Raw genomic sequence first — 20,440 nt, forward strand, 5'->3', positions numbered from 1 at the left:
TTCATCACGGACCCGGGCTCTGACCTGGGGATCCACTTCTCCGGCGGCGCATTTCCGCAGGTCGGATCCTCGCGACACGCCGAAAAAATACAAACGCGCCACGTTGTTGCACGGCCATTGCAACCGCAATAAGGTGAGCCGGACCTCGATCCGCCCGGGAGGGGACAGAATGAGCACTTCGCTAGTGGAGGAAAGGCCCATGGCCCGCGCGCCTGGCGACGAGCCGAGCGAGCAGAAACCGAGCAAGCCGATCATGTCGCTCGAGGAGTTCTTCGGCGACGACACGGCGGTCAGCCTGGTGGAAGCCGCGAAAATCACCGACCGGTACGGCCAGCCGATGTGGTCGTACGCCGGCGTGCGCCGGTTCAACTTCCGGGGCGAGGCGTACCGGGCGAAACGCGCGGCCGCGCTCGCCGCCGGCAAGACGCCGCCGGCCAAGACGCACATGGACGGCCCGGACCCGATCGAGCCGCACCCGAACGTTTTCGTCATAACCGTCGGCATGTGGCGGAAGTGGGCCCTCGAGACGGAGCGGCTGACCGCCGACGGCAAGAAGCAGCAGCACCCGAACACGGGCGGGGCCAAGCTCGGCGACAGCCGCGCGCACCGCAAGAACGCGGTGGCGATGCAGGCGAGCCTGCCGAAGTTCGCGGGGTTCTACCTCGGGCAGCTCGCCCTGGGCCAGTCTCCGGGCGACGCCGTCCGGGCCGCGGCCGAGCACATGGGCATCAGCGAGCCGTCCGGGAACCGGTGGCGGCGCGCGGCACGCCAGCAGGGTCTGATCCCGATGGACTCGGACCAGGAAGGAAGCACCGAAACGTAGGCAAAAAGAAGCCGCCTACCAGATTCCCGGCCGGGGGAGGATTTTGGAGTCGCCCCGGGCCGACAGGTAGACGGCTGTTTCCTCCGAAAGGACAACAGGGAATGCAAGCACACCCCATGCCTCTCGCTGGGGAGAGTAGCAGCAGTTCCCCGCCTCCAGCCAGCGCAACGTGGCCGAAACCGCGTTGGGCTCGCGAAATCCTGCCCGCGAACGTGGTCCACACGGACCGGGCGCGGTGGGTCGCGGAGCGGCGCAAGGGCATCGGCGCGTCCGATGTCGCTGCGGTGCTCGGGCTGACGAGGTGGGAGTCGGAGTTCGGGTTGTGGTTGACGAAGACCGGCCGCCGGCCGGACATGGTCGACACGTACCCGATGGAGCGGGGCCGGCGCCTGGAGGCGGCGGTCGCGCAATGGTTCGCCGACGAGACGGGCCTGGCGCTGTGCGCCACCGGCACGTGGGCCCTCGAGGACGCACCGCACCTGCGGTGCAACCCTGACCGGTTCACGTCCGACGGCGGCGGCCTGGAGGTCAAAACCGCAGGTGAGGACTGGTCCGGTCAGTGGGACGGAGGGTTCCCGGCGTTGCACGCGCAGGCGCAGGCCCTCTACTCGCTCGCTATCACCGGGCTGCCGCACTGGTACGTCGCGGCCCTGACCGACGAGGCGTTCCGCTGGTGGAAGCTCAGCGCGACCGGCCAGCTGGCCGACCCGCGGTGGTGCCAGCTCGTGCCCGGCGGGGACGCGGTTGACGTCATGACCTGGATCATCCAGAACGTCGACGCCTGGTGGCACGACTGTGTCCTCGGCGACCAGGTCCCGGACGTCGACGGGTCCGACGCGACCCGTACCGCGCTGCACGAGGCGTACCCGGACGTGCTGCGGCCGAGCGTGGTCGTGCCGGGCGCGGCGAAGCTGCAGGCGATCCGGCTGCAGCTCAAGTCCGTGATGAAACGCGCCGAAAAGCACCTGCTGTTCGTCGAGAACGTCCTCAAGGCCGGCCTCGAGGACGCCGACACCGCGGTCGACGAGGTCGACGGCGAGTTGCGCAGCATCATCCGCCGGCCGGTCTACCAGGCAGGTACCCCCCAGCAGTTCCGCCGATTTGTCGAGGTGAAAGCCTGATGAGCACCGCTACCGTCGCCCAGCCTGCCGCCCAGAACGACGACCCGTGGGCGGGGATGGAGACCGCCGAGCCGCCCGCCGATCAGGCGCGCCGCCGCCCGGCCGTGCCGGCGCAGCGCCGCGAGGAGCGGCCCAAGTTCCAGCTGCGGCTCGTCCAGCCGACCGGGCTCGTGTCGTGGCCGCTGCTGGCCGTCTCCGGCGACGAGTACTCCGGCAAGAGCACCCAGGCGGCGAAGCTGTCGGCGTCGCCGCTCATCGGCCACACCTACTGGCTGCCGATCGGCGACGACCCGCACCCGCACGCCGCGGTGCCGGGCGCCCGCTACCAGATCGCCGCGCACGACGGCACCTGGCCGGACATCATGAACACCGCCCAGGCGCTCGCCGACCTCGCCGACCGGCACCACGCCGCCGGGCACCTGCCCACGCTGATCGTGGTCGACTCGGGGTCGGAGGAGTGGAAGATGCTCTCCGAGTGGGCCGACAAGCGGGCCCGCAACTCTGTGGCCAACCGCGACAGGCTGCAGCGTGACCCCGACGCCGAGGTCGAGATCGGCCGGATGTACTGGAACGACGCCAACAAGCGGCACCGGCGGCTGATGCGGATCCTCAAGCAGTCCAGGGCGATCGTGGTCGTGACGACCCGCGGGAAGTGGGTCTCGGACACCAACCCGGCAACCGGCCAGCCGAAGGCCGGCGCGCCGCGGGTGTGGACGCACGAGGGGCAGAAGGACCTCGGGTTCGAGTCGCAGGCGTACGTGCGCCTCGAGCGGGCCGGGTACCCGACGATTCTCGGGGTGCGGCTGCCGGTCGGCGGGATCGTGCCCGGCGCTTCCGGTGAGGAGGGGCAGCCGTTCATCTTCGACGGCCGCAAGCGGGGCAAGCGGCCCGCGCTGCCGGCCGAGGCGTTCTCCCTGGAGTGGCTGATCTTCAAGCTGATGCGGTTCGACCACACCAAGGCTCAGGTGCTGCGCACGTACGACCCGGTCCTCGACACCGACGACCAGGACCACGAAGACGTCGACGGACCGGCTACGGTAGCGGTCCCGGATGGTGCGAGCGAAGCGCCGGGCCGGGTCCCCCCGAGCGTGGTTCAGCCGACGGAAGGGGCGGCAGCGTGAGCGTGAGAACTGAAGACCCGGACCAGCTCGCCGACATGGCTCGGAAGCTCGTCACCGCGGCCGCCGCCCTGAGCGAGGCCCGCGAAGCCATGTCCGAGGCCGGTTTCGCGGTCGATGGGCACCCCGACGAGGTGCTCGCGGAGACGGCTTCGGCGTTGCGGGGCGCGGCGATGCGCGCCGCCATGGCGATCCCGGGTTCTCGCGCCACCGAGCTGCTGAACGAGTTCACGCCGCGCCGTGACGGCGTCTGGCGTGAGCTCACGTCCACGGACACCACTCGCCCGCGACAAGAGCCCTGACGTCGTGCGCGTCCGCCTGGGTGCCGCCGCTGCTGCCGACCGGTTCGTCCGGTCGGCGGGTGGCGTGCGCCCGGGCGGCCGCGCCGCCATCGACGGCTCGCCGCGCGGGCTTACGATCATGATCCTCTTGCTCGAGCCGAAGCCTGGAAACACTTCGGCCCCTCACCAAACCGCCGGGAAAGGTGAGGGGCCGACTGTGCGCCAGTGTGTGTTCGAGCGTGCGTTTGGGGTTGGAGGTGAAGTCCCCTTCACGGGCCTGGCCTGGTACGACGGGCCCGCTACTTGATCATTTTCGCCAGCAGTGACAACCGATCCACTTCACCCAACCCCCGCATCTCGTACTAGCGCGGGGCAACAGACAGCATAGCCGATGCGGTGGGGCGCCGCACCGGTAGAAAGTGCTGCCTGCCTGCCTTTTTACGCGTGAAATACGGGCATGCCGGGGTGGAATAGGACTCCATATGACAAACGCGGCAGGGAATGTCGCGTGTGTCACAGGCCGTCGTTTCCGCGTGCCTGTGCACCTGCTCCTGTCCCCCCACCACTCCGACCTCGACATCGCGCTCTGGGCCCTCATCGACGTGCTCGGCTCGAGGGAGCGGACCGGCGTGGCCGGCGCGCCCGTCACGATGCGCTGCAAGCGCATGGCGGCCCGGCTCGACGTGTCCCTCGCCGGGATCAGCAAGAGCCTCGGCCGGCTCACCCGGCCGCACACCAGCGACAAGATGACCGTCCCTGACGCGCCGGCCTGGGTCACCTCGAGGGCGCGCGGCGCGAAGCGCAGCGGTCTGCGCTGGGCCGTCCACGGCGTCCCGTACGTCGAGGTGCCGGAGGCGTCCCTCGGCAGCGACGAGGCGGGCCCGCTCGTCTCCCACGGCGCGTGGCGGCTCTACGCCCTGTACCTGCACAAGCGGCACGCCGCGTACGGCACCGTGAAGCTCTCCGGCGCCGAACTCGGCCAGCTGCTCGGCGTCCGCCCAGCCACCATCACCAAGCGCCGCAACGAGCTCGTCGCCGCCGGCCTGGTCGCCGTCGCCGAACGCGCCGGGCACGCACCCGTCGTCTCGCCCGTCGTCGCGGTCACCGCAGCCGGGCTCGACGACGCCGTTCGCACGCTGACCGTCGCCTGTGGACAGACTGTGGACAGATCTGTGGACAGTCGCCTGTGGACACTGAAGACACTCGATGGCACCTGTGCTCTTGCGGACATGTCACCCCCTGCTCCTGAGGGCATGTCAGGGTCTGCTCCTGCGGGCATGTCCATAGGGGATCCGCCCTATCAGGATCCGAACGATAAGACCCCTCCGCGTGCGCGTGCTTTCGCGCCTCCGGCGCACGCACACGCGGCAAACCAGGCGCCGCCGCCGCCTGCCCGCGACTCCGACGGCCGCCTGCTGACCGTGACTCCGCTGGGCATCCTCCCGGAGTGGTGCGGCCGCTGCAGCGACTCCCGCAAGCGCCTGGCCTGGGACGACACCACCGGCCGCATCCTCGATGCGCCCTGCCCGGCGTGCAACCCCGGCCGGCCCCGCGTCTGGCTCGGCAACGCGCTGGGCTACGCCTACGACGCGCCGCGGTGGGCGTCATGAGCGCCGTACACGGAACCGTGGACGGCCACCCCCGGCCGGCCCGCGGCGACGCCGAGGCGGCCGCCGCCCGGATCATCGCCCGCCGCCGGCGCATGCGCGACCCGCACCTCGAGCGGCTCCCCGAAGACCTCCTCGGCGTGCTCGAGCACGTCTGCCGGTACCGGCACCTGGATCCGTGGATCCCGCCGGGAACCACCCCTGAGCAGGTCCGGAGCATGGTCCGCGAGGCCCTCGCCGACGACTTCCGCGACGCGTGGGCGATCGCCGACTACCTCGACGCCGCCGTCGACAGCGCCCGCCTGGCCCTGCTCGACATGATCACCGACGCCGGGAACCTCCGCCTCGCCGAGATCGCCCCGGTCGTCGGCGTCACCACCAAACAGGGCGTCTCCGAGCTGCGATTCCGGCTCCAAGCCGCCGTCGACGGGCTGCCCCGCGACCGGCACTCGGCCAGCGTGGCCAGGCAGGCCGTCAGCGACCACGCCGCAGGCCTGCGCAACCGCGCCGACCTGCTCGCCGCGTTCGCCCGCGAGCTGCTGCAGCACCGCACCACGCTCCTCAAGGCCGTCGCCGGCGGGCCCGACAGCGACGTCGACGGGCTGCGGTACGACCTCGACAACCTCGCCGACCAGGTCGCCCGCATCCGCGCCGGCCGCCCCGCCCCCGAGTCCCTGCCGATCGTGCTGCGGCTCGCCCTCGAGGCGCTCGACGACCTCGCGCCCGGCTGGGCCGACACCGACCCGGGCCTCGCGGCCGCCGTCGACGTCACCCGCCCGTACCTCGCTGGCGGCGGTACCCGATGACGGATCCCCGGATCCCGCGCCAGCGGGCCCGCCGCGGCGGCCCCATCCACCGGTGCCTGACCTGCTACGACCGGCGCGCCGTCGTCTTCCTGCCGCAGCTGGGCACCGAGAAGCGGCTGAAATTCGACGCCACCCCACGCCAGCCCAAGACCGTCCCGGCCGGCCGCGCGTACGTCCTCGTCATGCAGCCGGGCCGGACCGCGCACGCCGACCAGCTCGGCGACCGCGAGCTCGCCGCGGGCGAACTGGTGCTGCAGCTGCACGAGTGCCCGAGGGACGGCCGCTGATGGGCGTCCTGTCCCCGCCGCTGCACTGCCCCGACTGCCGCACCCTGGTGCAGCACGCCGACACCGGCGGCCGGCCGATCGTCGTCGAGCCCGGCCAGGATCCGCACGGCGACGTCGTCATCGGCCGGCAGAACGGCCGGCTCCGTGCCCGCCATGTCCAGCCCGGCGAGACGATCCCCCGCACACAGGCCCGGCTCGTTGAGCACCGCTGCGAGGACGCGGCCCGGGCGGCCCCGCCGCCGCGGCGCCTCGAGGCCGTCGCGCCGCAGCCGGAGCGGACGCTTCACGGCACCAAGCCGACCCAGGCAATGGTGAAGACGCTCGCGGGGATGCTCGATCAGGGCTTCCAGCTGGAGCCCCCGGCCGTGCTGGCGATCGCCGCGCTCGTCGAGCGTGGGCTCACCGTCGAGGCGCTCGGCACCGAATCCACCTGCCACGGCGGGTGCGGACGCACCGTCACACACCCTCCGAATACCCGACCGTTCTGCGACGAGTGCGGAGCGAGCCCGGCCGGTCGGCGGAGCGCACGCCGACGAGCGGCGTGATTGGGTCGGCCAGAACGATCATCGGAAAGGGGCAACCGTGACGATCGCCAGCACCTTGTACGACCCGTCCGTGCGCAGCGTTCCGCGACGGCCGTTCGCCGCCGGCGCCGGTCCCGTCCATCTCGACGGCCCGACCCGCGTCATGGCTACGGCCGCGGTGTTCGGCCGGAGGAGACCCCCGGCACCAGGCGTACCGGCGAAGCCGCTCGAGGGAGTGGAGCGGGTCGCCCGCGCGCTCGCCGGCGCCGGCGAGACGCTCTCGGACCGGGTACGGTCGACGGCCCGGCGCCGGTTCGCCGTCCGGGAGGCGCTGCGCCGCCGGGCGATCGCCGCGTACGCCGCCGGGTTCGTCCTCCTCGGCCTCGGGCTCCTCGCCCTGGCCGACGTCCTCGGCCTCGACGACGCCGCTGGCGGCTACGGCGACACCATGCTGCTGCTGGCGTCCCTGCCGGCGTTCGCCGCCGGCCGCCGGTTCCAGCGGCTGCCCGACCGGCCCGCCCAGCACGCTGCCGACACGCCCTCGAGCGTGTAACGACCCGCTACCGTGAGGCGGCCGGGCGCCGGCCCGCGCCCGCCTCACCCCTGGAGGAGCTCGCCATGGTCCGCCGCGGCTTCCAGCTCGTCACCGTTGCCGGGGTCGCCGGCGTCGGCGCGCTCGTGCTGGGCCCGGTCGGCGCGGTGGCGCTCCTTCCCGTCGGTGTCGCCGTCGTCGCCGCTCTCGGCCCCTGGTCGTGGATCGGCTGCGACTCCCCCGGCTGCGGCCGGGTGTTCTCCTCCGTCGGCCCGGTCCGGGTGACCCGCCGGTACGCGCTCGAGCGCGGCTGGACCAGCACCGGCCGCGGCGACGACCGGTGCACCACCCATTCACCCCGCGGGGCGATTGCGGGGTGACCGTGGCGTGGTGTCGGCTCTATCCCGGGCCGGCGTCACAGCCTTGTCCGTTATGTCCATTCCTGCATGCAAGCATGCATGCAGAAACAGACACATAGGCGCGACACGCCCGCCACGTCGTTGTGTGCGCAGGCCAAGCCGCGTACTGTGACGCCCTGTCACACCCTTGCGCGGTTGGAGGCGCTCGGGCGTGCATCCTCCTCCGAAAGGCCGACTGTGGACCGCACAGCGGAACAACCTGCCACCCTGCCCACCATCTACCGAGCCGCCGGGCTTCTCAGCGCCGCAGCAGACCTGATCGCCGCACGCGGTGCACACACGCCGTGCATCACGATCGGCAGCCGCGGACAATGCCCACCCGCACGCGGGCCACTCTGCGTGCGATGCGCCGTGCTCGCTGCCCGCCTCGCCGACACGGCGACCTGCAGCCACCTCGGCCTGCCCGGCGTCCCCGAAGCCGACATGTCCGCAGCCATGACCGCAGCCTGGCACCTCGCCGAGCACGCCGGTGCGCTCGACCACGAGCAGCACGGCCAGCCCGCCGCCGAGGAAGCCGCCGAGCTGCTACGCCTGGCCGCACGCGCCGCGTACTGCGTGGCGTTACGCCCGCTCATCACCCAGCTGCAGCAGCAGCCGGACAGAGCGGCGTCCTGAGTTCCCTATGTCCACCCGACCCGACGACCAAGAAAGGAGCAGCCCTCCGTGGCATATCGCCTGCTACCCGCCAACAACAAAGGCGGCGTAGGTCGAACGACGACCGCCGTAGGCATCACCTGGGCAGTCGCAGAGACCGGTCGCAGGGTCCTGTACGTCGAAATGGACCCACAAGGCGACGGTGACCGCCGCCTGGGCGTCACCGCCGAAACGAAAGCCCAGCTCCTCGCCGCAGGGAACCCCGGCATCGCCGGGGTCCTCGACCCGCAGAACAAGGGCGACAACGCCGTCGGCCTCGCGGACATCATCGTGCCCTGCGGCTGGGACGACCCGACAGCCCAGTTCATCGACATCGTCCCGTCACTGACACAGCAGGACCTGGAACTCCGCGGCATGGAATCACACGTGCCCGGCGCGGTGACCCGCCTCAAACGGGCCCTGCGCAGGTTCGACGACTCCAAGTACCACATGGTGATCATCAACACGGGCTCGTCCGGCGGTCACCTCTACCAGATGGCGCTCACCGCCACAGACTGGGTTGTCCTGGTGGTCATCCCCGACGTCGACGGCATCAAGGGCGCGATGCGCGTCGTCAGCTACATCGCCGGCGACGCCAACGAGGAACTGCCCGAACGCGCAGACCCGGTGAAGTTCGTCGGCTGGACCGTCAACAACTCCGACGGCTCCGGCGACCACCGCGCCTACGGCAACGAGAACGACGACGAGCCGCTGACCAGCTTCATCGACCCCTTCACCCGGCAACCCATACCCCAGTGGCTCACCATGCGGCACCGGCCGGCGTGGGGCTCCGCGATGTCGGCCGCGCTCCCGCCGTCGCAGATCGTCCACGCCCAGACCCGGGCCACCGTGATGAAGATCTACCGGGCGCATGCGGCCGAGCTCGTGAAGGCGGGGATCTGATGCCACCGATCAAGCGCAGGCCCGTCGTCGACGACGAGATGATCAAGGCGCCGCCGCCGCCGCCGAACACGCCCCAGCGGCGCGACGACGACGACGAACCCAGCACCGCGGCCGAACCGGCCCCGGCCTCGGCGCCGGCCCCGCCCGCCCCGCCAGTGGTGCAGCAGCCATCCGTGGAAGCTGCTGCCCCACCGGTCCGGGCCACCATCGCACGCCGGTCGCCGACCATCCGCCAACCCGACGAGGACGACGGCCGGCGAATGATCGAAGACCCGCTCGCCACGATGCTGGGCGGCGGGATCGACCCGGAGCTCGACCTCGGCAACCTCTCCACCAGGGTGCCCCGCTACGTCCTCGACGCGCTCGACGCGTTCGTCCGGATCAACCGGCGGACCCGGCAGCAGAACGTCGTCAGCGACGCCCTGCGCGGCATCCTCCCCCCGGCGCTGCTCGACCGCGCCTACCTCGAGCGATACGGCCGTGAACGGCCCCGACCCTCAGGAGACAGTTCGCGATGATCTCCAGCCCGGCCAGCGCAATCGGCGGCATCACCGAACTCGACGCCGACCTGCAGAAGACCGTGAAGCGCACCTCGTACATGCGGCAGCTGTTCTACTTCGTCGTGCTGCTCGTTGCGCTGGCCGGGCAGGTGTCCGGCGCCATCGAAGCGCTCGGCATCCCCTTGATCTGGGCAATCCCCGCCGTCGGCGCGCTCGAGCTGGGCGGCATCGTCGTGCTCGCCAACGCCGACGTCCGCCGGCGGCTCGGCGAGAAAGCGACCGCCTCCCGCATCCTGTCCGCCGCGATCGCCGCGTTCGCCGTGGCGTTCAACTGGATGGCGCACGACAACAAGCTCCTCGCCGGGTTCTTCGCCGGCATGTCCGCGCTCGGCTACCTCGTGTGGCTGATGCACACCGAGAACCAGCGCCGCGACCGGCTCCGCGCCAAAGGCGACCTGCCCCCGACCACCCCCGCGTATGAGATGGTCGGGCACTGGGCCCGGCACCCGTGGCTGACGCTCCGCGCGAAGAACCTCGCGAAGATGGACGAGGCGCTCGGCCTGTACGGCTCGATTGCCGCCGCCCGCGCCGAGAAACGCAAGGAGCAACGGACCGCCGCGATCGCGAAGGTCCTGCACCGCAAGATCCGTTCCGCCGTCGACCCGGCCACCGCCGACATCGCCGTAGCCGTCTACGACCTCGACGAGGTCGCGGTCCGCCTCGCCGACGGAGCCGACTACGACGGCCTCACCGGCCTGATCGCCGCGGACCTCGCCCCGGCCCGCCTCGCCGGGGCGGCCGCCGACCGCCCCACGGTGAACGCCGAGGCGACCGTAGGCCGCCCCACCCCGCCGGCTGAGGCGAACCCGGATCGCCCCACCCCGGCGATTGAGGCGATCGCGGGTCGCCCCACCCCAGCGGTTGAGGCGAACCCGGATCGCCCCGCCCCGGTGGAGCGGCACTGGTCGCGGCCGGCCGAGGGCGTTTCCCAGGGACGGCAGGCCGTCGGCCCGCCACCACCGGTACCGCCGAACCCGCCGGCCCAGCTCTGGTACGAGACGCCGCCGCCTCCGCTGCCGGAGAACCCGCCGACCCCGCCGTGGCACGAGCCGCCCCACAATCCGCAGGTCAGCAGCGAGGCGACGGCGCCCAACGAGCCGATCGTCCGGCCCTTCGACGACCGGGACGCTGCCGCGTTCCGAGCGCGGGTCGGCCGGATCACGCACCCGCGCCGGCACCTCGAGGTCGTCCACGACCACGGCGACCCGTTCAGTGAGGCGACCCCCGTTCGCCCCACCCAGCAGGTTGAGGCGACCGAGGATCGCCCCAGCGTGGACCCTGAGGCGACCGAGGATCGCCTCTCCGTCCCCGAACCGGCCGTCGACGACCTGCCGCCGGAGCCCCAGCCGGACGTTGAGCCCGACGTTGAGCCGGACGTTGAGCCGGACGTTGAGCCGGACCTGGACACGCCGCTGCACGCCGCGATCCGGGCCTGGCAGGTGGAGAACAGCGGCGCCGTCACCCCGTACCGGGTCAAGACGCTGATGCAGATCCTCGGCCAGCCGGTGAACACGCGCCGCGCTGAGGCGATCGCCGCGAGCTACCGCCGTCCGGGCGACACCGCCGAATGGCCGCTCGTGCAGCAGAACCCGCCGCCGCCGAAATCCCCGCGGCGCCACGACGACGACGAAGACGAAGAAAGCGCCCGCCGGGGCGCCTGACCTGCACAAACAACTGCATAAGCCGCCAGGGGGCGGCCCGTTGGCCTGAGAAACCTGTTCCGCCCCCTGGCTTCTCCCTCCCGAAGGAAGGAACACCCATCATGGCTGATGGCCGCGCCGACCCACGGGTCGACCCGGTTTCGCCTCAGGTGACCGCCCGCGTGCAGCGTCACGCGTCACTGGCCACCGTCCTGCGCTGGCGCGCCGGCCAAGCCCTCGACGCCGCCGTGCAGCTCGCCGTGTGGCTGCTGGGCCCCGTCACCCTGTGGCGGGCGTTCTGCGCCGTGCTGCGAGGCTTCGGCGAGATGGTGGCCAGCCTCTGGCGGTACGGCCGGGGCGACGACCTCGCGCACCTCCGCGACCAGCACCCGCTCGTCTACGAGGCCCGCCGCCGCGGCCGCCGCGTCAAGGTCTGGCTGTCGCTGATCATCATCTGCGGCCTGTTCATCCTGCTGCAGCTGAAGTGGCCGTGGCTGCGCTGGGCGGTGCCCGCCGGCCTCGGCGTCGTGCTGTTCGGGGTCGGGGCACGGGAGCGGCAGATCCTCGGCGACCCGCCCCGGGTGGCCGCGACCATCACCACCTCGGAGGCCGGCGTCCTCGAGGCGGTGGCCACCGCGCTGAAGGTCCGCGACGTCGACGACCTGGAGCTGCGCACGCCCGTGCAGCGCGACGGTGACGGCTGGGTGTGCCGCATCCTGCTCCCCGCCGGGCTCTCCGCCCAGCAGCTCATCGCGCCGGCGGCCCGCCGCGCGCTCGCCTCAGCCCTCGGCGTCTCCTACGGCCAGGTGTGGCCGGCCGGTGTCGACGCCAACGAGCGGCTCGCTGACCTGCGGGTTCTCGACAAGCCGCTGTACACCGGCGGGCCCGTCCGGCACCCGCTCGGCGCCCGCCCGCGTGCGGCGTCGGCGTGGGCGCCGATCGCGCTCGGCCAGGACCCGCACGGCCGCGGCGTCGAGCTCGTCGGCCGCGCGACCGCGGTGTTCCTCGGCGGGCTGCAGCAGGTCGGGAAGTCCACGGCGATCGCCGGGTTCGTGCTGCCGCACCTGCTCGACGTGACCGCGAAGGTCGTCGTGATCGACGGGAAGGGCCCCCGCGGGCTCAACTCCCAGGCGTACCAGCACCTGTGTGAGCGCGTCGGGTACCGCGCTGACCTGCAGACCATCCACAGCGCGTTGCAGTGGGTCCTCGACGAGTGCGAGCGGCGGATGGTCCGCCTCGGCGAACTCGGCGTCGACCGCGTCGACGAGGACCTGGCCGCCGTCCACCCGGACCTCGGCGCGGTCCTGCTCGTCATCGACGAGCTGCGGCTGGTGTACCGGGACCTGCCCGAGGCGATGCGCCGCGACGTCGAGCGGCTCCTGTCCGGCATCCTCGCGCTCGCCCCGACCGCCGGGGTGCTCCTCGTCGGGGCGACCCACTACCCGGACGCCGACGTCCTGCCGAACAGCCTCAAGGCCCTGTTCCCGGTGCGGATGGCGCTGCGGTGCGCGGACATGTACCACTCCGAGGCGGTCCTCGGGGCGGGCGCGCGCGGGCGTGGGGCGAGAGCCGAGGAGCTCCCGGCGGACATGCCCGGCGCCGCGGTCATGGTCGGTGCCGGCGACGGCCCGATCAGCTTCCGGTTCCACCAGGTCGACCGGGCCGACCTCGAGCGCGCGGCCGCGCTCGCCGTGCAGCTGCGGGCTGAGGCGGGCACCCTGCCCCGGCGAGGCGACCGGGTCGCCTCAGCCCCGCCCCTGCTGGCCGAGGCCCTCGCGGCGTTCGCCGGCGCGGACGCGCTGCGGACGCAGGACCTCCTCGCCGCGCTGCAGGTCGCGGACCCGGGCCGGGCCGGGTGGGACGCGACGAGGCTGTCGGCCGAGCTGCGTCCGTACGGCATCCGGCCGGTGCAGCTGGGCCGGGCACACGCCGGCGAGGGCGAGAGCAACCCCCGGGGGTACCGGCGGGCCGCGGTCGAGGCGGCGCTACAGACGCTGCTACAGCCCCGCTAGAGCCCCGCCCGGGGCCGCTTGGTGGCAGCACCCGCCCCCGCTACTGCAGCGGGGCGTAGCGGGCTGCTGAGCGGGTTCTGAGCTGCGGTGCAGCGGTTGCAGCGGGGTTCGGTGCGGGTGTGGGCGGAGCCGCCTCGAGGCCGTGGAAACGCGGTCTGCGGGAGGCCTTCGCCGGGGGTGCCCGCTACGAGATCAACGATCACCAGCGCGGATGTTCCGGCCGGGGCCGGACGGCCGAAATGGAGCCGAGATGCAAGATCCACACGACACGCAAGATCACCATCCCCAAGATCGGCCGGTCGCGCGCGCGGACGGCCTCGAGCGGCGCAGCCGGCCGCCGGCGGCGGCGACCCGCCGCGCGGCCGCCACGTGCGGGGCGGGCCGCGGTCGCCTCACCCTCCCCCGGCGGGGCGAACTCGTCCGTGCGCGCGGGAGCGGGGCGATGGGGGAGCGCCTCATCCCCCGAAAGTCGATCTTGAAAGGCGGGGCCCGGCCCAAAACGATCGTGAGCGGGGCGACCGAGTCTCGCCCCACTCCGCCCCACGGGGCGACCCCGGCTCGCCCCACCCCGCCCCGTGAGGCGACGCCGTGATCGCCTCACTCGTCCACGTCGCCACCCTGGCCCTGTACGCCGTCATCGGCCTGGCCGTCATCGCCGCCCTCGGCATCGCCGCCCGCCTCGCCGCCCCGGTCGTCGTGCACGCCCTGGTCCCGCTCCTGCGGGCGGTCGTCTGGCCGTGGATCGTCCGCCCCGTCCTGCTCCTCACGGTCCTGCTCGCCGTGCGCTACGCCGCCGGCGCGACCTTCTGGCCGTGGGACCGGCTGAGCTGGACCGCGTTCACCACCGCCCCGGCGCGGCCGCGGCGCACCCGCCGCGGCCTCGTGCGCTGGCGTGACTGGGCCGGGTGGGAGCGCGCGACCGTCCGCCTCGCCGCCCCGGCTGCCGCGGCCGCAGCGACGCGCTGGCCTGTCGACGCCGCTGGGCTCGCCGCGGCCGCCGGCGTCCTGCTGATCGCGTGGGCGGTCCGGCAGCGGTACATCGCGCGGCAGCCGCTGCCGGCGGACATGCCGCCCCGCGTGGTGCCGTCCAGGGCCGGCCCGCCACGGCGGCCGCGGACCGGGCCGCCGCTGCACCTCACCGCCGGGGCCGCGCCCGTCGTCGACGCCGAGCTCGTCGACGAACCGTCGAGGGTGGCCCGGTGAGCGCGCGCGTGTGTCCGTTCCTGCATGCAAGCGTGCATGCAGAATCAGACACCAGGGCACGAATCGTCGCTATGCTCCCGGCATGTCAGAAGATGTCCAGAAAGCGAAATGTGCACATGCGGTGTGACTACCCACAGAACGCCCTATGGATCAATTCGACTAGCGGACGCAACAACGTGCACCGCCATGCGACGCTTTTCGACCGAACGGTCAAGATTGTTGATCGGCGGCAATCAAACGGTTGCATCGCGAAACATTCTCTCGCAATGTATTTGGCACGCGGATCTGCTCCACGGGGAGACGAGTTCGCAGGTGGGGGCGCCTGCGGACAAGTCGGGCATACGCCGCAACCACAGGGAATGACCACCACAACCGCCGTGACCACCACCAGCACCACCACCAGCACCCCCGCGTGCCCGGGAACGCCATGACGGCGCCCGACGACCACACCGGGGGATTTTGCCGTGCCCGCGCCGTCGACGTGACCACCACCCCGCGACCCCGGCACCGCACGGTCGTATTCCGGCACTCCGCACCCGGCGACCGCGTCACCCGCGCCGCGCTCCGCGCCGCGGCGATCGCCGAGCTCCAGCGCCGCAACCGCGGCGGGACCTGGCTTGTCCACGACCTGGACTGGCTCGAGGACCCCCACACCACCAACCCGGCAGATCAGTGAGGAACCCGCGCATGAGCACCACCACCAACCCGCCTGCGCCCGTCCCGGCGCCGACACCCCCGCCCGTACCCACAGCGCCGCGCTCAGCCCGGCACGCCGCGATCGCGTCACGGGCAGCCCTAGCCGGTGTCGCGATCGTCGTCGTCCTCGCCGGATACGGCGTCGGCCCCTACACCGGAACCGTCCTGCTCACCATCGCCGTCGCGCTCGCCGCCGCCCTCACCTACAGCGGCCGCCGACCACGCCGCCCCCACGGCGCACACCGAGCACCCAGCCGGCACAGGGGCTGACCCCGAGCACACGGAAAGGAGCGGATCCCTTTGAGCGAGCGCGAACGCCACCGCGCGAAGCATCGGGCCCTGCACCAGGACGACCCGGGCGACGCCACCCAGGAAATGCGCCGCCCGGCCGAGATCGTGGAGTTCCTCGCGGTCGAGACCCAGAAACGCGGCTGGAACCACCGCGCCCTCGCCAGGGGCATGAAGGTGTCCATCGACACCATCCGGGCCTGGTTCAACGGCCGCCGGCAACCCGGCATCGACAAGGTCGAGAAGCTCTTCGAGCTGACCGGGATCACCTTCGCGGACTACGTCGACAAACACCGCCGGCCCACCACCCAGGAAGAGACCACACAGCAGTGAGGCCACCCCGCATGACCACCACACCCATCCCGCACGCGGAGCGCTGCAGCACCGGCCGCGCCCGCAACGAGATCGTCCCCGGCGCCGACATCCGCGACCTGTCCCTGCCCAGGGGCCGCCGCGTCCTCGTCACCTTCGACGACCAGGTCGGCGGCCGCGTCGTCGTCTCCGAGACGGTCGCGATCGGCGCCACCCTCGACAGCCCCGGCGCGCCGACCCTCGCCCTCACCACCACCGGCGACGTCAAGGAGACCGCCCGGGCCCTGCTGTGCCGGGCCATGGCCGCCGAGCTCGTCGACGCCCTGCAGCGCTGGCTCGCCGACCCCGTCCCGCCGGCGCAGGCCTGCGACGCGTCCCGCGACAACAGCGGCCACCTGCACCTGCAGCTCGCCGCGACGCTCCGCGCGATCGCCGAGCACGACCACGCCTACGACGAGCGGTACCCGCTCGTCTGGCGCGCCCTGGCCCTCGCGGCCGCCATCGGCATGCCCTGCGGCGTCTCCTACGACCCCGACCAGCCCGAATGCCCGGTCGTCATGATCGAGCTACCGACCGGGCAGGTCGGATGGCACGTGCCGCAGCACGGGACCGCGTACGACGGGCACACCACCGGCCAGAAGTTCGCCCGCCTCGACCAGTACCACGCCGCCGTCAGCACCGGCCGGTACGGCAACCTCGTCCCCGCCCGGGCCGACGCCCCGCTGTTACCCGCGGCGGCCTGATGCGTCTCCTCGAGCTGTTCCGCAAGCCCACGCCGGCCGAGCCGCCGGCGTGGGCGGACCCCCCGGCCACGATCCTCGCCGCCGTCACCAGCGGCCTGACCGCCACCGCCGACGCCGACCCGGCGCTGCACCTCGCCCCGGGGGAGCGCGCCGCCCTCACCGTCATGATCCGCGCCGCACTCGCCACCTCGTGGCGCGTCGACGACCTCACGAGCATGCTGTCCGGCTGGGCGAACGTCCCCGGCCGGACCGTCTTCGAGCAGCTGCAGCACCAGCTGCACACCATCGCGCCCGGCGTCGTCATGACCTGCCCGCGCGTCCTCACGCACACCTGGCGCGCCACCGCCGGCGCCGCCCCGGGCCCATGCCCGCACTGCGACGGAGGTTCGCTGTGACCACCCCGACGTTCGACCCGGCCACCGGCCGGCGCCACCTCACCGCCACCGAAACCGCGATCGCCGCGGCCGCCGCCGTCGTCACCTTCCTGATGATCATCCCGACCGGGCTACCGGCGCCGGCCCGGCTTGTCGGCGCCGTGCTCGCCGCGGCGTTCTGGCTCGGCTTCACCGCCCGCATCACCGGCGCCGAGATCATCGTCAAGCTGCCGAAGCCCGACACAGGCGCCCGCCTGCTCACCGACGCCGGCGTCCTGCACCCCGTGCGGCTCGTGTGCGCGACGCCCTGGTGCGCGATGCCGTTCGTCCTCGACCTCACCGACCAGCACGTCGGCGCCGTCTGCTGCGAGCACATGGCGCAGTACGTCGGCTCCCGCGCCGAGATCAGCTCCCTGACCCGCGACGCCGGCGACGAGACGGCCACGCTCGTCCTGCAGTGGCCCGGCAGACCGAACGGCCGGACCAAGATGTCGGCCGTCTACCGGGCCAGCCTCACCGACATCGAAGCCCCGACGGCGGCGGCGTGACCGCGCCCGTCGCGATCCCGCGCCCGGTCGACGTCGCCGACGTCGACCGGGCCGCGCGCCTGGTGGTGGTGCCGCTCGAGCGGTTCCCGCACAACGTGCTCCCGCAGGACTGGTGCACCGTCGTCGCCGGCGACACCGCGGCCCGCGCGCGCGTGCAAGGCGTCGACAAGACCCGCAAGCTCGTCTACCTGCAGATCGACCCGGCGGGTCTTCAGCCGGTCGCCGCCGCCGCCGCGGCCGCGGCCGCCTCGCGGGCCCGGGCCGACGCGTAGTCCTGCAGCCAGCCGACGAACTGCCAGTGCAGGGCGCCGGCCGGCTGGCGGGGCAGATCCCGGCACGCCTGCTCGAGCAGCTGCAGCAGCGCCATGTACAGCGACTCGAGCGCCTCGTCGTACTGGGCCAGCAGCCGGCCCTGCGCGGGCCGGCACGGCCACGGCTGGGAGCACCAGAAACAGACCCAGGTGCGGTCGGGCGCCGGCGGATGGTGCGCGTTCGGGTCGTTGACCTGCGGGACGGACGGCGCGGGCCGGGCGTGCCGGCCGCCGTGCCTGATCTCGTTCCTGCCCCGCTGGTTGTGGGTGCTCGTCGCCGTCACCGCATCGCCGCTCTTATGAAGGCGATGGTGCGGTCCCGGTCGGCTTTCCGCCGCGTGATCGCGGCGGCCTGCTTGGCGAGCGCCCCGCGCAGCGCCTTCTCGGTGGCGCCGAACACTTTCGGGACCGTGACCCCGAAGATCGTTTTCCGGAACTCGGCGTAGAACCCGACCCGCGTGCGGCTGCCCGACCAGTACCAGGCGTCCGACCAGACGATCGACCAGTCGGGGAAGTCCCGCTCGACCCGCTCGCATATCGCGAGCATGCCCCGCGGCCAGTCGAGCCGGTCGGACAGGATCTGCCGGTTCTTCCATGCCAGCTCAAGGCCCTGCGGCGGCGCACTGCGAGGCTGCGGGCTGGACGAGACGAGCGTGAGGTGCGGGTTCCGGCGGTTTGCGCTGCTCATCGGGCTGTGGCCTTCCGCGTGATCAACTCGGGCGGAAAAGGGGTTGGCGGGGCGGTCCGGGCCGCCCAGGCAGCTCGTTCCGCCCCGCCGCGCCGGCCCCCGGTGGTGGAGGCGTGTGACTCGGTCCGGGGGCCGTTAGGCGGCGCACGCCAGGAGAGGCCGTATCCATAGGGCGTGCGCCTGCTTTGGGCCCGGCCGGCCCCGCGTGGCGCTTACGGGACCGGCCGGTCGGCACGGAGCGCGCTCCGTGCCGTCTAGCTGCCGCCGCCGGGATTCCGGCGTTGCCCGTAGGCGGCCGTCAGGTATTGGGTCTGCCACGCGATGAGGTCGAAACCGAGCCGGCCGTCAGGGGAGGGGGGAGCCTCCCACCGCGGCACGCCCCGGGGCCGTACGACGTCCTCGTGCGGCCACCAGCCGTCGGTGTCCTCTTCTTCGGCTCGGGCGAAAGCAGGAACCTCGGCGGGGCGGTGAGGACTGCGCCGCCACCACCAGTGCTTATCGGCCATGTTCCACCTCCGACAGGACACGACTGGAACCTGTACGGCAGCGGCATAATCGCCGCTCAACGCCGGTCGCTCATCCCACAAGCGATCGACCGACATCGCTGCTGTCTCTTGCTGACCCAGAGACAGCCGCCGTTGGGTGCCAGCATCGCCTACCCTACGTACATCACGCAATGTCGAGAGCGGGATTCTCGAAAAATTCCTTCTCTGTCTCGCCGTCTCGCCAAACTGCGGTAACAAATGAGACCGTTATACGGTTCACGCTGAGACGGTGGGAGGGTACAAACGTGGTCGTAGGAGCGGGCGAGACGAACGGCGGGTCAACGGTGCTGCGTCGACAACTCGGCCGGCACCTCGCGAGAGAACGCGACCGGGCCGGGATGAGCCTCGAGCAGGCCGGAAAGCTCCTGGAGATGTCCCGGGCCAAGCTCAGCCGCGTGGAACGCGGCGAGGTCCAGCTGCGCACATTCGAGGTCACGGCGATGTGCCAGATCTACGGCACCTCGCCCGAGCTCACGGCGGAACTCGCCGGCCTCGCGCCGCTCACCAGGGCGCGCGGCTGGTGGCACCCCAACCGCAAGGCAGTACCCCCGCTGTTCGACCTGTACCTCGGCATGGAAGCGGCGGCCGCCACCCTGCGGAACTTCGAGGCGGGCTTCGTTCCCGGCCTGCTGCAGACCCGCGCCTACGCCGAGGCGGTCATTCGCAGCGGCGCGCCGCTCCTCGACGACGAGCAGGTCGGCCAGCGCGTCGACCTGCGCATCGAGCGCCAGCGCATCCTCGGCCGCGCCAACCCGCCCCGCCTCGACGTCATCATCGACGAGGCCGTGCTGCGGCGGCCGGTTCCCGACCCCGCCGGCATGGCCGAGCAGCTCGACCAGCTCCTCGAAGGCGCCCGCCCGGCCGCCGCCGTCGTCCGTGTTCTGCCGTTCACCGCCGCGCCGACCATGGCGTCGATGACGACGGCGTTCGTGATCGTCGGCTTTCCCGACGCGGGCCCTCGCGAGCCCGAGCCGGCCACCGTCTACAGCGAGCAGCTCACCGGCGCGCTGTACCTCGAGGAGGAAAAGGAGGTCGCTGCCCATGAGGAGGCCTGGAAGGAACTGGAGGCCAAGGCCATGAACCCACAAGATTCATCCGCGCTGATAGAAAAGATCGCTCAGGAGTACCGACATGCAACCTAACCAGCCCAAACCCCGGTGGCAGGTGAGTACCCGGACCGGCGCGAACGGCAACTGTGTTGAAGCGGCCCTGAACCTGCCCAGCGTCGTCCTGGTCCGGGACAGCAAGAACCGCACCGGGCCGCACATCACATTCGACCGCACCGCCTGGTCCGCGTTCATCGGGGCCGTTCACGACGGCACGTTCGACCAGTAGACCGACACGACGAAGCCCCCGGCGCCTCGTACTCGCCGGGGGCTTCCCCGTGCCTGACCCTCCCCGCCGGGGCCCGCATACCGCAACGGGCGGCCTGTCTTCGCGGACAGCCGCCCGTGCGTGCGTATCGC

General features: G+C 72.4%; 26 protein-coding genes. 24 read left to right on the forward strand and 2 right to left on the reverse strand.

Features of this window, described 5'->3' with window-relative positions; all coding sequences use genetic code 11:
• Positions 1-199: 199 nt before the first annotated feature.
• The 22 genes from ACQPZ4_RS51290 to ACQPZ4_RS51395 all read left to right on the forward strand — a co-directional run bounded on the left by ACQPZ4_RS51290 (position 200) and on the right by ACQPZ4_RS51395 (position 17,702).
• The gene (locus ACQPZ4_RS51290; RefSeq protein WP_433067492.1) at positions 200-823 is read left to right on the forward strand and encodes a hypothetical protein; all 624 of its coding nucleotides are present in this window, start codon (positions 200-202) and stop codon (positions 821-823) included.
• A gap of 212 nt (positions 824-1,035) precedes the next feature.
• Positions 1,036-1,944 carry a YqaJ viral recombinase family protein gene (locus ACQPZ4_RS51295; protein ID WP_433067494.1) on the forward strand — a complete coding sequence of 303 codons (909 nt, stop codon included), beginning with the start codon at positions 1,036-1,038 and terminating at the stop codon, positions 1,942-1,944.
• On the forward strand, positions 1,944-3,065 hold the full coding sequence (locus ACQPZ4_RS51300) for an AAA family ATPase (protein WP_433067497.1): 1,122 nt from the start codon (positions 1,944-1,946) through the stop codon (positions 3,063-3,065). Before ACQPZ4_RS51295 ends, ACQPZ4_RS51300 begins: the two co-directional genes overlap by 1 nt.
• The gene (locus tag ACQPZ4_RS51305) at positions 3,062-3,364 is read left to right on the forward strand and encodes a hypothetical protein (protein ID WP_433067500.1); all 303 of its coding nucleotides are present in this window, start codon (positions 3,062-3,064) and stop codon (positions 3,362-3,364) included. Before ACQPZ4_RS51300 ends, ACQPZ4_RS51305 begins: the two co-directional genes overlap by 4 nt.
• 512 nt (positions 3,365-3,876) lie before the next feature.
• Positions 3,877-4,953: a hypothetical protein gene (locus ACQPZ4_RS51310; protein WP_433067503.1), complete on the forward strand. Its 1,077-nt coding sequence runs from the start codon at positions 3,877-3,879 to the stop codon at positions 4,951-4,953.
• Positions 4,950-5,756 (forward strand): hypothetical protein, encoded by an 807-nt coding sequence (locus ACQPZ4_RS51315; RefSeq protein ID WP_433067506.1) that lies wholly within the window; start codon positions 4,950-4,952, stop codon positions 5,754-5,756. Before ACQPZ4_RS51310 ends, ACQPZ4_RS51315 begins: the two co-directional genes overlap by 4 nt.
• Entirely contained in the window at positions 5,753-6,043 is a 291-nt protein-coding gene (locus ACQPZ4_RS51320; protein WP_433067508.1) for a hypothetical protein, read from the forward strand. The genes ACQPZ4_RS51315 and ACQPZ4_RS51320 overlap by 4 nt, the downstream gene beginning before the upstream one ends.
• Positions 6,043-6,588, forward strand: coding sequence for a hypothetical protein (locus ACQPZ4_RS51325; RefSeq protein ID WP_433067511.1), 546 nt, complete (start codon positions 6,043-6,045; stop codon positions 6,586-6,588). Before ACQPZ4_RS51320 ends, ACQPZ4_RS51325 begins: the two co-directional genes overlap by 1 nt.
• 37 nt (positions 6,589-6,625) lie before the next feature.
• Entirely contained in the window at positions 6,626-7,120 is a 495-nt protein-coding gene (locus ACQPZ4_RS51330) for a hypothetical protein (protein WP_433067514.1), read from the forward strand.
• A gap of 65 nt (positions 7,121-7,185) precedes the next feature.
• A complete protein-coding gene (locus ACQPZ4_RS51335; RefSeq protein ID WP_433067517.1) occupies positions 7,186-7,479 on the forward strand; it encodes a hypothetical protein in 294 nt (97 codons plus the stop codon).
• A gap of 390 nt (positions 7,480-7,869) precedes the next feature.
• Positions 7,870-8,133, forward strand: coding sequence for a hypothetical protein (locus tag ACQPZ4_RS51340; RefSeq protein ID WP_433067519.1), 264 nt, complete (start codon positions 7,870-7,872; stop codon positions 8,131-8,133).
• A gap of 48 nt (positions 8,134-8,181) precedes the next feature.
• Positions 8,182-9,054, forward strand: coding sequence for a ParA family protein (locus tag ACQPZ4_RS51345; protein WP_433067521.1), 873 nt, complete (start codon positions 8,182-8,184; stop codon positions 9,052-9,054).
• Positions 9,054-9,572 carry a hypothetical protein gene (locus ACQPZ4_RS51350; RefSeq protein WP_433067523.1) on the forward strand — a complete coding sequence of 173 codons (519 nt, stop codon included), beginning with the start codon at positions 9,054-9,056 and terminating at the stop codon, positions 9,570-9,572. The genes ACQPZ4_RS51345 and ACQPZ4_RS51350 overlap by 1 nt, the downstream gene beginning before the upstream one ends.
• Positions 9,569-11,275 carry a hypothetical protein gene (locus tag ACQPZ4_RS51355; protein WP_433067526.1) on the forward strand — a complete coding sequence of 569 codons (1,707 nt, stop codon included), beginning with the start codon at positions 9,569-9,571 and terminating at the stop codon, positions 11,273-11,275. The genes ACQPZ4_RS51350 and ACQPZ4_RS51355 overlap by 4 nt, the downstream gene beginning before the upstream one ends.
• 101 nt (positions 11,276-11,376) lie before the next feature.
• Positions 11,377-13,266 carry an FtsK/SpoIIIE domain-containing protein gene (locus ACQPZ4_RS51360; RefSeq protein ID WP_433067528.1) on the forward strand — a complete coding sequence of 630 codons (1,890 nt, stop codon included), beginning with the start codon at positions 11,377-11,379 and terminating at the stop codon, positions 13,264-13,266.
• A 588-nt stretch (positions 13,267-13,854) separates the two neighbouring features.
• Positions 13,855-14,469, forward strand: coding sequence for a hypothetical protein (locus ACQPZ4_RS51365; protein ID WP_433067531.1), 615 nt, complete (start codon positions 13,855-13,857; stop codon positions 14,467-14,469).
• A gap of 412 nt (positions 14,470-14,881) precedes the next feature.
• Positions 14,882-15,145, forward strand: a complete 264-nt coding sequence (locus ACQPZ4_RS51370) for a hypothetical protein (RefSeq protein ID WP_433067533.1) — start codon at positions 14,882-14,884, stop codon at positions 15,143-15,145.
• Positions 15,146-15,465: 320 nt separating this feature from the next.
• Complete coding sequence (locus ACQPZ4_RS51375) at positions 15,466-15,786, forward strand: helix-turn-helix domain-containing protein (protein WP_433067536.1); 321 nt, start codon at positions 15,466-15,468, stop codon at positions 15,784-15,786.
• Between the two features lie 11 nt (positions 15,787-15,797).
• Positions 15,798-16,508: a hypothetical protein gene (locus tag ACQPZ4_RS51380; protein ID WP_433067539.1), complete on the forward strand. Its 711-nt coding sequence runs from the start codon at positions 15,798-15,800 to the stop codon at positions 16,506-16,508.
• On the forward strand, positions 16,508-16,903 hold the full coding sequence (locus ACQPZ4_RS51385) for a hypothetical protein (RefSeq protein ID WP_433067542.1): 396 nt from the start codon (positions 16,508-16,510) through the stop codon (positions 16,901-16,903). Before ACQPZ4_RS51380 ends, ACQPZ4_RS51385 begins: the two co-directional genes overlap by 1 nt.
• A complete protein-coding gene (locus tag ACQPZ4_RS51390; RefSeq protein ID WP_433067545.1) occupies positions 16,900-17,430 on the forward strand; it encodes a hypothetical protein in 531 nt (176 codons plus the stop codon). Before ACQPZ4_RS51385 ends, ACQPZ4_RS51390 begins: the two co-directional genes overlap by 4 nt.
• On the forward strand, positions 17,427-17,702 hold the full coding sequence (locus ACQPZ4_RS51395) for a hypothetical protein (protein ID WP_433067548.1): 276 nt from the start codon (positions 17,427-17,429) through the stop codon (positions 17,700-17,702). Before ACQPZ4_RS51390 ends, ACQPZ4_RS51395 begins: the two co-directional genes overlap by 4 nt.
• Here the strand turns inward: ACQPZ4_RS51395 and ACQPZ4_RS51400 are convergent.
• Positions 17,642-18,025 carry a hypothetical protein gene (locus ACQPZ4_RS51400; protein WP_433067550.1) on the reverse strand — a complete coding sequence of 128 codons (384 nt, stop codon included), beginning with the start codon at positions 18,023-18,025 and terminating at the stop codon, positions 17,642-17,644. The two genes, ACQPZ4_RS51395 and ACQPZ4_RS51400, sit on opposite strands and share 61 nt — an antisense overlap.
• Positions 18,022-18,429, reverse strand: a complete 408-nt coding sequence (locus ACQPZ4_RS51405; RefSeq protein ID WP_433067553.1) for a hypothetical protein — start codon at positions 18,427-18,429, stop codon at positions 18,022-18,024. Before ACQPZ4_RS51405 ends, ACQPZ4_RS51400 begins: the two co-directional genes overlap by 4 nt.
• A gap of 790 nt (positions 18,430-19,219) precedes the next feature.
• Here ACQPZ4_RS51405 and ACQPZ4_RS51410 point away from each other — a divergent pair.
• Together ACQPZ4_RS51410 and ACQPZ4_RS51415 are read left to right on the forward strand one after the other, a co-directional pair.
• Positions 19,220-20,116 carry a helix-turn-helix domain-containing protein gene (locus tag ACQPZ4_RS51410; protein WP_433067555.1) on the forward strand — a complete coding sequence of 299 codons (897 nt, stop codon included), beginning with the start codon at positions 19,220-19,222 and terminating at the stop codon, positions 20,114-20,116.
• Positions 20,106-20,309, forward strand: a complete 204-nt coding sequence (locus ACQPZ4_RS51415; RefSeq protein WP_433067558.1) for a DUF397 domain-containing protein — start codon at positions 20,106-20,108, stop codon at positions 20,307-20,309. Before ACQPZ4_RS51410 ends, ACQPZ4_RS51415 begins: the two co-directional genes overlap by 11 nt.
• Positions 20,310-20,440: the final 131 nt, after the last annotated feature.

Origin of the sequence: Dactylosporangium sp. CS-033363 (genome assembly GCF_050942475.1) — a bacterium.
In the GTDB taxonomy this organism is placed as follows: Bacteria; Actinomycetota; Actinomycetes; order Mycobacteriales; family Micromonosporaceae; genus Dactylosporangium.